At 41.4% G+C, this 11,420-nt stretch carries 11 protein-coding genes and 1 other RNA gene; 5 read left to right on the top strand and 7 right to left on the bottom strand.

Translation table 11 applies throughout. From position 1 onward, the window contains the following. The first annotated feature begins 132 nt into the window (after nucleotides 1-132). A complete protein-coding gene (gene ftsY, locus Q0465_RS03075; RefSeq protein WP_298612648.1) occupies nucleotides 133-1,083 on the top strand; it encodes a signal recognition particle-docking protein FtsY in 951 nt (316 codons plus the stop codon). A 152-nt stretch (nucleotides 1,084-1,235) separates the two neighbouring features. On the opposite strand, the gene Q0465_RS03070 is transcribed toward ftsY, so the two are convergent. From Q0465_RS03070 to Q0465_RS03055, 4 genes are read right to left on the bottom strand one after another with little or no spacing between them, the layout of a single operon-like run. After that, nucleotides 1,236-1,814 carry an LUD domain-containing protein gene (locus Q0465_RS03070; protein ID WP_298612646.1) on the bottom strand — a complete coding sequence of 193 codons (579 nt, stop codon included), beginning with the start codon at nucleotides 1,812-1,814 and terminating at the stop codon, nucleotides 1,236-1,238. 2 nt (nucleotides 1,815-1,816) lie between these two features. Further along, on the bottom strand, nucleotides 1,817-3,187 hold the full coding sequence (locus tag Q0465_RS03065) for a lactate utilization protein B (protein WP_298612644.1): 1,371 nt from the start codon (nucleotides 3,185-3,187) through the stop codon (nucleotides 1,817-1,819). A 46-nt stretch (nucleotides 3,188-3,233) separates the two neighbouring features. Next, on the bottom strand, nucleotides 3,234-3,968 hold the full coding sequence (locus tag Q0465_RS03060) for a (Fe-S)-binding protein (protein WP_298612642.1): 735 nt from the start codon (nucleotides 3,966-3,968) through the stop codon (nucleotides 3,234-3,236). A gap of 33 nt (nucleotides 3,969-4,001) precedes the next feature. Next, nucleotides 4,002-5,501, bottom strand: a complete 1,500-nt coding sequence (locus Q0465_RS03055; RefSeq protein WP_298612640.1) for an L-lactate permease — start codon at nucleotides 5,499-5,501, stop codon at nucleotides 4,002-4,004. A gap of 575 nt (nucleotides 5,502-6,076) precedes the next feature. Here Q0465_RS03055 and Q0465_RS03050 point away from each other — a divergent pair. Continuing rightward, entirely contained in the window at nucleotides 6,077-6,541 is a 465-nt protein-coding gene (locus Q0465_RS03050) for a low molecular weight protein-tyrosine-phosphatase (RefSeq protein ID WP_298612637.1), read from the top strand. Nucleotides 6,542-6,545: 4 nt separating this feature from the next. On the opposite strand, the gene Q0465_RS03045 is transcribed toward Q0465_RS03050, so the two are convergent. Then, a complete protein-coding gene (locus tag Q0465_RS03045) occupies nucleotides 6,546-7,790 on the bottom strand; it encodes a DEAD/DEAH box helicase (RefSeq protein WP_298612635.1) in 1,245 nt (414 codons plus the stop codon). A 402-nt stretch (nucleotides 7,791-8,192) separates the two neighbouring features. Here Q0465_RS03045 and Q0465_RS03040 point away from each other — a divergent pair, with 402 nt between their 5' ends. Beyond that, nucleotides 8,193-8,729, top strand: coding sequence for a DUF5063 domain-containing protein (locus Q0465_RS03040; RefSeq protein ID WP_298612633.1), 537 nt, complete (start codon nucleotides 8,193-8,195; stop codon nucleotides 8,727-8,729). Nucleotides 8,730-8,734: 5 nt separating this feature from the next. Continuing rightward, entirely contained in the window at nucleotides 8,735-9,310 is a 576-nt protein-coding gene (locus Q0465_RS03035; RefSeq protein ID WP_298612631.1) for a 3'-5' exonuclease, read from the top strand. Here Q0465_RS03035 and Q0465_RS03030 read toward each other — a convergent pair. Both Q0465_RS03030 and Q0465_RS03025 read right to left on the bottom strand, forming a co-directional pair. Continuing rightward, nucleotides 9,258-10,445, bottom strand: coding sequence for a hybrid sensor histidine kinase/response regulator (locus Q0465_RS03030; protein WP_298612629.1), 1,188 nt, complete (start codon nucleotides 10,443-10,445; stop codon nucleotides 9,258-9,260). The two genes, Q0465_RS03035 and Q0465_RS03030, sit on opposite strands and share 53 nt — an antisense overlap. Nucleotides 10,446-10,455: 10 nt before the next feature. After that, nucleotides 10,456-11,055, bottom strand: coding sequence for a GAF domain-containing protein (locus Q0465_RS03025; protein ID WP_298612627.1), 600 nt, complete (start codon nucleotides 11,053-11,055; stop codon nucleotides 10,456-10,458). 211 nt (nucleotides 11,056-11,266) lie between these two features. On the opposite strand from Q0465_RS03025, the gene ffs reads away from it, so the two are divergent. After that, nucleotides 11,267-11,360: signal recognition particle sRNA small type (gene ffs / locus Q0465_RS03020), an RNA gene on the top strand. Nucleotides 11,361-11,420 lie beyond the last annotated feature (60 nt).

Below are 11,420 nucleotides of genomic sequence, written 5' to 3'. Positions count from 1 at the left end.
GGTAGATGCCGAATTTAAGAAGCCCTGATAACGTAAGTTGTCAGGGTTTTTTTATACCCTGGAAAAAGTTTTAGAATTTAGTTTAAAATGCTTATTTTAGTACCCTCTAAAATGAACTCTAATAGATAGGAAATGGCATTATTCGGATTATTCGGAAAAGGTAAGAAAGAAAGCCTTGATAAAGGCCTGGAGAAGACGAAAGAAAGTGTATTTAAGAAATTGGCCCGGGCTGTTGTAGGGAAGTCTAAAGTGGATGATGAGGTATTGGATAATTTGGAAGAAGTGTTGATTTCATCGGATGTAGGAGTAGAAACAACTATTCGGATTATCGGTCGGATTGAAGCCCGGGTACAACGGGAGAAATATATGGGAATTGATGAATTGAACCGGGTATTGCGGGAGGAGATTGTCGCTCTGTTGAAAGAGAATAATGCGAATGATACTACGTCTTTTCAGTTGCCGGATAACGGAGAACCTTACGTCATTATGGTTGTGGGAGTGAATGGTGTAGGAAAAACAACAACCATCGGAAAATTAGCCAATAAATTTAAAGAAGCAGGAAAAACAGTTATTTTAGGTGCAGCAGATACTTTCCGGGCTGCCGCTGTCGATCAATTGGTAATTTGGGCGGAACGGGTAGGGGTGCCCATTGTAAAGCAAGGAATGGGAGCCGATCCGGCTTCTGTGGCTTATGATACGTTGAGTAAGGCAAAGGCAGAAAAAGCAGATGTCGTAATTATCGATACTGCCGGCCGTTTACACAATAAAATTAATTTGATGAATGAGCTGACGAAAATAAAGAACGTCATGAAAAAAGTGATTCCCAATGCTCCTCATGAAATTTTATTGGTTCTGGACGGCTCTACAGGGCAAAATGCTTATGAGCAGGCAAAACAATTTACGTTAGCAACGGAGGTAAACGCTTTGGCAGTTACGAAATTGGATGGAACAGCAAAAGGCGGAGTCGTAATAGGTATTTCCGATCAGTTTAAAATTCCGGTAAAGTATATAGGTGTCGGAGAGAAAATGGAAGATTTACAGATATTCGACCGGGAAGAATTTGTGGATTCGCTTTTTAATTAAGCGTCTTCCTTGCCGTTTTTAGTCAAATGAGGTAGAAAACATAAAACGGAATCTTATTCTTTAGGTATTTTGGGTTGTCAGAAATAAAAATAATCGCCGGTATACTGATTTTCTTGATGTATACCGGCGATTCTCAGATCCGTTGCCGGAAGTCAGCCTAATATAACTGTAACCGCTCTGGCTCCGTGTGCGCCGATGACCAGGGCCTGTTCAATGTCTGCTGTCTTGGACGGCCCGGCGATAAAACAACCGTACCCGAAGTCATCGAAATCGGGCCGTGTGTAAGCTTCATGCATGTTATTGACCAATTGGTGACGATCCAATAGAATAACCAAAGCTTCCGGAATAAAAAATAAGGCTTTGTAGCGGGTTTGCTGCTTCATCCAGATCATCCCGTTTTCCAGCACACCGAATTCTCCCCGAACCACGGCAATGTCCGTTCCGTTCAATTCGCGGGGATCTTCCAATAAGTCGGGATTAAAAGTGGCTATACTGATTTCCGGTAAATTGGAGCCGATGCTCCGGGCTTCCGGATATAACCGTTTAATCACATCGTTCACGTCTTCCCCTTCTTCAAGTAAAACACAATTGCTACCGACGGCTTTGAGTATCTTTTGAAACTGGCCCAAAGGATCCGGATAGGTTAACGGACTAAAAGTCATTTCGGGACGCTCCCGTTTCTCCTTCGTATTAGCCCGTAGTGCAGCTAATATTAAATCTTTACTGGACATCGTTATATTTTTTTTATTTTTCCTTTTTTCCACATAGCGTTGAAAGTCTCTTTGGTAAATTGCGGCAGTTCCCTCCCTTTACCCCAGGGATCGAAACGATTGTAAAGTACAAAACGGGGCATACGTTCCGCTATCCTTCCGGCAGCAATGGCATTATAAAAAAGTCCCGGATGATTCATTACCCATTTCATCCCTTTCGTGACAAACCGTTTCATCGGATCTGCCAGGTGCAGAGGGGCTAAATCCTGCCGCCATTTATAAATCTGTTCAGCCAGATCAATTTTTGCCGGACAGACATTGGAACAGGAATAACACAGGGAACAGGCCGACACATTACCGGAATATTGCTCAGGGGATTTCAGCATTCCCAGATTGATCCCTATCGGACCGGGAATAAAGTAAGAGTATGAATATCCTCCGCTACGTCGATATACGGGACAAGTGTTAATGCAAGCCCCGCAGCGGAGACATTTCAACATTCCCCAATGATCTGTATTGGCTAATATATCACTACGCCCGTTATCTACAATGATGACATGTATTTCCTGGCCTTCTACTGGTTTTTTGTAATGCGAAGTATAAGTGGTGGAAGGTTGTCCAGTAGCGGAACGGGCCAGTAAACGGATATAAACTGCTAAGGCCTTGTAATCAGGAATTACTTTTTCGAGCCCCATAACTGCAATGTGTACTTTCGGGAACGACGTTCCCATATCGGCATTCCCTTCATTGGTACATACAACGAAAGCGCCCGAAGAAGCAACTGCAAAATTTACGCCCGTCATAGCAATGTCTGCATGCAGAAATTTCTCGCGTAAAGCGGCCCGGGCCGCATGGGTTAGGTAGGTAGGATCACTGTTTCCTGTTTCCGTATTCAGGTATTCCTCGAAAACTTTCCCTACTTCTTCGCGTTTCACATGAATGGCCGGAAGAACGATGTGGCTCGGCGGAGTGCCCATTAATTGCATAATTCTTTCTCCCAGATCAGACTCTACGGCATCGATACCCCGGGCTTCCAGATAGGGGGTCAGCCCACATTCTTCCGCTAGCATAGACTTGCTTTTTATCAGATTTTTTCCCTTGTGCTGACGGATAATATCGTATACAATCCGGTTGTGTTCCTCTGCATCTTTTGCCCAATGTATATGAATTCCGTTTGCCGTGGCATTTTTCTCGAACAACTCCAGATAATGAGCCAGGTTCATTACTGTATGCTGTTTCATATCACTTGCCATCTGGCGGAGTTCTTCCCATTCGGGAACTCCGGATGCCATCTTGTCTCTTTTTTCCCGCACGAAATAAAGCGCCTGGTCATGCCAGGCCGTTCTCTCACGGTCTGCTATAAATTTCTTTGCTGCTTTAGCATGTGAACTCATATCCTGCTTTTATTATGTTAATGAACAGAAAGGCGGACTATTGTCCTTATCCTTTGGAATTCAAAATCTCTATTATATGCATTGTCCGGATCGGTAAATGCTCCCGCCGGATGATCCCTTCCATATGCATCAGACAGGAGCTGTCGGCACCTGTGATAAATTCGGCACCAGTAGATAGGTGGTCCCGCACTTTATCCTCCCCCATACAAACAGAGGTAGCTGCTTCTTCGACCGCAAACATGCCGCCGAATCCGCAGCATTCATCTGCCCGTTTGGGTTCAAATATTTCCACTCCTTTCACCAGGGAAAGCAAATCCCGAAGAATAGAGAAACGTGGAATGTTTAACTCGCTAGGGGAAGCCAGGTGTAAAAGCCGTAACCCATGGCAACTGTTGTGAATACTCACTGTATGAGGGAAACAGGCATTTAAATGGTCTACTTTTACGATGTTGTGCAAAAATTCGCAGATTTCGTATATACGGCCACTGATACAGGGTTCTTCTTTCCGGAGCAGGCGAGGGTAGTTTTCTTTTACGAAAACGACGCAACTGGCTGAAGGTCCTACTACGTAATCGTATTTTGCAAATAGTTCTTCCATTCGTTTTGCCAAACCTGTAGCATCTTTTTCGAAGCCGGCATTCGCCATAGGCTGTCCGCAACAAGTTTGGTCCAAAGGATAGTCGACATCCAGCCCTAAAGAAGTGAGCAATTCATAAGAGGCTACGCCTACGTTCGGGTAGATTGCATTGATATAACAAGGAATAAATAATCCGACTTTCATCTTTATAGTATTAAAAGTATAATTGCAAATAGCTTATATAAAACATAAAACAAGGATTCCGGTTATAACTACGTATGCTAACGCATAGGGAAGAGCTGCCTTCAAAATATTTCCCTCTTGTCCCTGCTGACCGATGGCTGAGGTCGCAATGGCAATACTTTGAGGGGAAATAATTTTTCCGCCCGTTGCCCCTGCAGTATTGGCCGCAGCCAACCAGTTCGGATCGACAGATATATGATTGGCCACACCGGCTTGTAATTTACCGAAAAGGATATTTGCCGACGTATCGCTTCCCGTAAGGAAAGTTCCTAACGCCCCGATTAAAGGAGCAAATAACGGGTATAGAGCACCTGTAGCTGCGGATAGGGCCACAGCCAACTGACTGATCATACCGGAAGTCTCCATAATAGAGGAAAATCCAACCAGGCAAATGACGGTAATTATTGTTTTTTTCAATTGTACCAATGAGCGCCAAAGCACTGACAGTAATTCGCCGGGCCTTCCCCCCTGAAGCAGTCCTCCCACATAAGAGCCGATAAAAAGCAATACACCTCCCTGAGTCAGCCACTGTATAGTATAGCGACGGATACTCCCATTGATGGAGAGATCTATCGTAGATACAAGCCAATTTTCCAAGCCTTCACGGACAAAAGGGAACAAAGGACTGGTGATTAAAATCAATACCATAATTAAAAGATATACTGTCCAGGATTGCAGTATTTCTTTCTTTGAAAAACGGGAACGAGGCAGTTTCTCTTCGTGTCTTCCGAGTAATTTCCCCAGTATGATAATCACTATAGTAGCAGCTATACTACCGAGGATTGCGGGCGTTTCGGCACCGATATAACGGGCAGCCAGATATTGCACTGCTAACGATATTCCACCGACCGACAGACTTAATAGCAGATTTTTGGGAAGTGCCTTTACCCTGGGATCAGCCAGAAAAGTAATGACTAACGGAATCAGAATCATCAGTACGGACAATTGTAAAACGACAGCCGTACTCAACGGGATTACCGGTAATCCCGTTTCCTGTGCCAAAACGATTACCGGTACTCCAACGGCCCCAAAAGCCGTGGGCACACTATTGGCAATCAAACTGACAATTGCGGAAAACATCGGTTTGAAACCCAGACTGATCAGTATTGCTGCCGGAATTGCCACCGCGGTACCAAATCCGGCCATCCCTTCCAATAGACCACCAAAACCCCATGTGATTAACAGCACCTGTACGCTTTTGTCCGTCGATAAAGAAGCAAACTGCTGTTTTAAAACTTCAATCTTTTTTGTGTGTAAGAGCACATTGTAGCTGTAGATGGCCATCAAAATGATAAACAGAATAGGAACTAATGCTTTTATCATTCCGTACAGAAAGGAATTGAAAGTGTCCGTTACGGAACTTCCGAATGCCAGTATGGCGAGAAGAACCGTAGCTATCAATGTGACAATACTACTTTTGTCCCCGGAAACCTTCAGGCCACCCATTAGAATAATTAAGATTAAGATCGGAATTGAAGCATAAAATGTTTCCATTGTCTAATCGTTTTAAGAGTTACGGTCTATGTTGTACAGATATACAATAAACAACTAGTTCTCAACTCAAAAGAAAAATAGCTTACTCAGAAATTTATCGAAAATAATAAAATAATGTTACGTTTTTATTATAAATATATTAAAATACCCTAATAAATAAATAGATGCCGCAGAGATATAAGTATTCATAAATGAGCCTTTTATCCTAAAACGGATTTGTGATTTTATCAGTTGGGGATTAATAAAAACACAGAAAGGGATTTATGATAATGAGTCAACCGACTTATTTGATATTTTATAGTCTTTTATAATTTATAATGTTAGAGTTCAGGAATCTATCATTTATTCAGATCGGCTACTCAGATAGAGGAAAAAGGGAGTGAGTGTTGCTAAAAAGCCGGTCCGGCTGCCGGTGGTTTGGGCAAGAGTGGTTCATGAAATCAGTGGGGAAATAGAAATATGGCTCCTGTATGGAGATTCAGAAAAAATAAGAATTAAGTTTATCTTTGTAAGATTTTGGGAAAGAGATGTCCTTAATTTTTAAGGATACTGTTGAGGATATAATTGTCTTTTATATGAAAAAAATACTTTTTGTCTGTTTGGGCAATATCTGCAGGTCTCCGGCCGCTGAGGCTGTGATGAAGTCGAAATTAAGGAAAGCGGGAAGAGAGGCGGAGTTTTATGTGGATTCGGCTGGTATATATGGCGGACATTCGGGGGCCTGTCCCGATGCCCGGATGAGAAAACATGCGGCTAAAAGGGGATATGAGCTGGAACACCGGGCCCGGCAATTCTATGCTTCAGCGGATTTCGGTGAATTTGATATAATTATCGGAATGGACCGTCAAAATATAGCTGATTTGAAAAGACTGGCGGTGACGGATGAAGAACGGGCTAAAATCCATGCAATGACGGATTTTTGCCGGGAGAATACAGTGTATCGGGAAGTACCGGACCCTTATTACGAAGGTCCGGACGGTTTCGAATTGGTATTGGATTTATTAGAGGATGCTGTAGAAGGGTTGATTGAAAAACAATGACAGACTAATCCGTTTTGGAGGGCTTGGAAAGACGGTGTTTTTTCCCATAGTTTTTCCCTCTGTTGTTCCGGTATCCGTTTTTCCGGACGAAAGCTTGCGGATTGTAAATAGGTGCTTCTCCTAAAGCCGGAGGGAGGGGAATTTTATAAATTTCCTTTTCCAGAAACTTTTCAATCCGGTAAAATTTGCCCTGTTCTTTTTCCGATACAAAAGTGATTGCCAGTCCTTCTGCATTGGCCCGGGCGGTCCGGCCAATACGATGGATGTAATCTTCCGGATCGTGCGGAACATCGTAATTCAATACCATACCGATATCTTCGATGTCAATGCCTCTGGCGACAATATCAGTTGCAACCAACACCTTGATCTTATTATTTTTAAAATCGAGCATTACTTTTTCCCGTTCTGCCTGTTCCAGATCCGAGTGCATGGCAGCTACGTTGAATTTCATCCGTTTCAGGATATGGGCCAGTTCCTTGACTTTTTGTTTGGAAGAAGAGAAAATGATACTCTTCGATTTTACCGGTTTCCCGAATAGCTCCCGGATAAGTTCCATTTTTTGTGCTTCCGTACAAATATAAGCTGCCTGCGTAATGGCTTCGTTTGGTTTGGAAACGGCAATTTTCACTTCTACCGGATCGTGGAGAATGGTTTTAGCCAATTGTTGTATTTTGGGAGGCATGGTGGCCGAAAACATAATTGTCTGCCGTTTTTGCGGCAATTTTTTGACAATTTTCATGATATCATCCGAGAATCCCATATCCAACATCCGGTCGGCTTCATCCAGAATAAAATACTTGACATGGGAAAGATCGATATTATACATATCCAGATGAGTAATAAGCCGTCCGGGAGTGGCAATGATCACATCTACCCCTGACTGCAGGCCTTGTTTTTGCTGGTCCCAGATTGCTCCGTCCCCGCCTCCGTAGATAGCTAAAGTCGATACCGGAACAAAATAGGAAAATCCTTCAAATTGCATATCAATTTGTTGGGCTAACTCCCGTGTAGGCGCCATGATAATCGCATTGATATAGTCGTCCGGATGTTTTGTCTTTATCAACTGGTTTAAAACCGGTAAAATATAGGCCGCTGTTTTACCGGTTCCGGTTTGTGCACAACCGATAATATCTTTTCCTTCTAAAATTACAGGAATTGTTTTTTCCTGTACAGGTGTTGTTTCCTGAAAGTTCATCGCTTCTAATCCCTGCAATACAGGTCCTTCCAGCTTCATTTCATCAAATCTCATCTCTTCTTTCGTTTTATGCTACGAAGATAAGCATTTTTTAATAAAGTTGCCGTTTCCCTGATTTTGACTTTTTCATAAGTTTAATTTTTCAACTTTCTGATTATTCTTTGTTTTTACATTAGGGATACAATAGATCGGAAAATAATAGACCGTATCGTCATTCAGGCTTTTGCTCTTGGAGAAAAGAAACGGAAGGAGTGATTGTTGCGGAATGTTTTTCCGCCAAATTCCAGCTGTCTGATTATTGAAGCTTTGAAGCCTGCCCTTGTATATTTGTCAGGAAACGGAGGCGCTGTCGTTGTAAAGTACCTGTTTCTTAATCCTTTAACGTCATTTTAAAATCTTATTTTTCTTCCTCTAACATTGCAACTCTTTTTGTACCTTTGTACAAAATAAAATGGTATGGAAGATTTTCAACATGTAGGTTATTCCAAGGAAGTGATAGAGTTTGTGGCTGTAGCAAAAGAATTTTGCGATTTTGTAGAGACAATACCTTCCATGGAGCGGCAAGATGTATTACAGCGGTTACAAAAGTTTATTCCTTTAATTTATTTAAAGGGCAGTTTATTGCCTGTTTGCGAATGTGAGGAGGGTGGTTTGGCGGAAGATTCTGTTACGGAAGAACAATACAATTATCTTTTTGGGGAATTGCATCGTCTTTTTGGAGAATACGATGAGTATCTGGAGGTTTTTGATGATAATATGCAATACAGTGAAGCCCCGGTAATTCATTCAATTTCGGAAAAAACATGCGATATATACCAGGACCTTAAAAATTTTATTACGACTTTTCGTTGTGGAATTCCGGAAGTTATCGGAGAAGCTTTGTGGATGTTGAATAATAATTTTGAGTTATATTGGGGAAAAGCTTGTGCAGAAGTACTGCGGGCTGTTCATCAGGCAGTATACCGCCTGACGGATGACGAAAGAAAAATGTAAAAAAAGTGAGATACAAAGAGAATATTGATATGAAAGAAATGCAGGAATTACCTGCTTTTTCATACAAGGGAGAAGTGATTGTAATAGAAGAAGCAAACAAAGTGGAAGAAGCTGTGCATTATCTGGCAGCTCACCCTTTTTTGGGTTTTGATACGGAAACAAGACCGGCTTTCCACAAGGGGGAAACTTATCCTGTCAGTCTTTTACAATTAGCTGTACCGGAAAGAGTTTACCTTTTTCGCCTGAATAAATGCGGATTTCTTCCTTCTTTGCGGAATTTATTGGCGGAAAAACGAGTAGTGAAAATCGGTGTGGGCATTCGGGACGATATCCGGGCTTTGAGGAAACTGGGTAATTTTCAACCGGCTTCCTTTGTTGATTTGCAGGAATTTGTAGTCGGTTATGGTATTAGTGAGAAATCATTCTCTAAGTTAATGGCTATTGTTTTTCAGGTAAGAATATCAAAACGTCAGCGGGTTTCGAATTGGGATGCTTCTGCTTTGACCCCTTCCCAGATAAAATATGCGGCTACAGATGCCTGGGGAGCTCTGCGGATGTATGAGGAACTAAAGAGTCGATGAGGGATTTGTCTGAAGTTTTCGTGCTGCCGGGAATGGTAAAATAGAAAGTAGTACCTTCTCCCTCTTTCGATTTAAAGCGGAGCTTACCTTTGTTCAGTTTGATGAAGTCGCGGCTTAATAATAAACCCAGGCCACAACCTTTTTCATTCTTTGTTCCGTAAGTGCTGCATAATTGACCGTCTTTCAGGAGTTTTGACTGATTTTCCTTTGTAATTCCTTGTCCATTGTCTTTTACAGCTACAGTTACCTGTCCGTTGTGTTCTGTAAGCAGTATATTGACCTCTCCTCCCGGATAAGTAAATTTGATGGCGTTGGAAACCAGATTTCTCAAAACTGTTTTGATCATATCCTCGTCTGCATAAACGGAGATCGCTTTTTTGACATGATTGATCAAACTGATATTTTTAGAATTGGCGATGGTTGTAAACAGGGAAAGTACTTCCCGGACACTGACAGACAGGTCGAAATGGCTCCGGATTACTTTTGTTTTACCATTTAAATTCCGGCTCCAACGCAGAAGATTTTCCAATAAATTAAAAGCTTGTTCTGTGGTTTCATTGATCATTTCGAATTTTTTCCGGATGCTGGCATTCCGGATTTTATCCTTTTGGCTTTCAATTATGGAGTTGATCATTTTAATTGTGCCGATGGGCGCCCTTAAATCGTGAGCGATTACAGAATACAACTTATCCCGTGCCTCTATCGTTTCCTGTAAACGCTCATTCTGGCGCCGGATTGTCCGGTTGGCTTCCAGAAGTAATAATTGATGTTTGACCCGTAAAAGTAATTCTTTTTCCCGCAATGGTTTTGTAATGAAATCCGTATAATCGAAATTCAAACATTCTGCAATAATAGAGTCGTCTTTTATGGAAGAAATAAAAATAATAGGGGTAGTACGGGTCGGGATTTTATTCCGCAATTGGTGAATAATTTTACATTCTGCCGTTGTAGAACCTACCGGGGCCAATAAAATCAGATCCGGTTGGGATACTTTTGTTTTAAGGAGAGCCTCCTGCTCTTCCTGAATACATTCAACATTGTATTGGGCTTTTTTCAATATACCGCTTATCTTTTCTTCTACACGAAGAAGGGGGCAGATGAGTAATAATTGATATTTTTTACTGTTGAAATGCATAACTTATTTCTTAAAATCTATTTGTGGGCAATGGGGTGCTGAGCTGACGAGCTTGTTTTAATTTATAATTCATTTTTTTTAATATGAAATTTTTCTCCACATTGGCTGCAATGATGGCAGAGAAGGCGGTAAATAATTCAATTTCATCTCTATTCCAGGTATTTTTGCAGGCGCAGTGAGAGAAGGACAGAAATGAAAACAAATAACCCGAAAACAATGGAAATAGAAGAGATTCTTCTATTTCACATTCTTCCAGAAAACATTTTAATTCGTTACAATTTAAGTCCTGGGTATGATGAATATATATATAATTGTGAGTGTTTAACTGATCTTCCAGATCTTGTTCAAAAAAACATTTCTGCTTTTTAATTTTGTTTTTCAACGGACTTAAAGACGGTTTATGCCACTCGTGCAATAGGGTAAATGTCATGTCCGGGTAAATTTTTATAATATGAATTCTGTCGTTTTGACAATAAGTTCCGATCATTTGTAAGGCTTTGTCTAGATTCGACCGATAGTCGTGGTCTGTTGTCAGGGTGATATTTAATCTGGTTAAGAACTTTATATCAGAATTGTAATTCCTCTCCTCATTTCTCCGTTCTGTCTGCATAAATTGAAATGTTAAATATATTCTTCATTTAAATAAAATATACACAATTGTTACAACTTATACCGTATCCCAAAGAAATGGGTTGCGCTAAAGGCCCTTTTTAACTTTTAAATTATTGAATAATATAAGGTTGCAACTTCTTTTAAATTCTTTATAATAAAAAAGAGATAAAAAATTTGGTAGGTAGGGATAATTTCGTACTTTTGTGCCCGGGTAAGTCCTATGCGACCAGCTCCTGTCGAACTCCCCCAGGGTCGGAAGGCAGCAAGGGTAGATGGTTGTAGCGGTGCGACATAGTCCGCTTACCCGCATGCCTCTTTAGCTCAGCTGGCCAGAGCACGTGATTTGTAATCTCGGGGTCGTTG

It is taken from the genome of uncultured Odoribacter sp., from assembly GCF_937966165.1.
Taxonomy (GTDB): domain Bacteria; phylum Bacteroidota; class Bacteroidia; order Bacteroidales; family Marinifilaceae; genus Culturomica.
The sequence above is the reverse complement of the archived record's forward strand: the minus strand, read 5'-3'. Positions and strand labels throughout refer to the sequence as shown.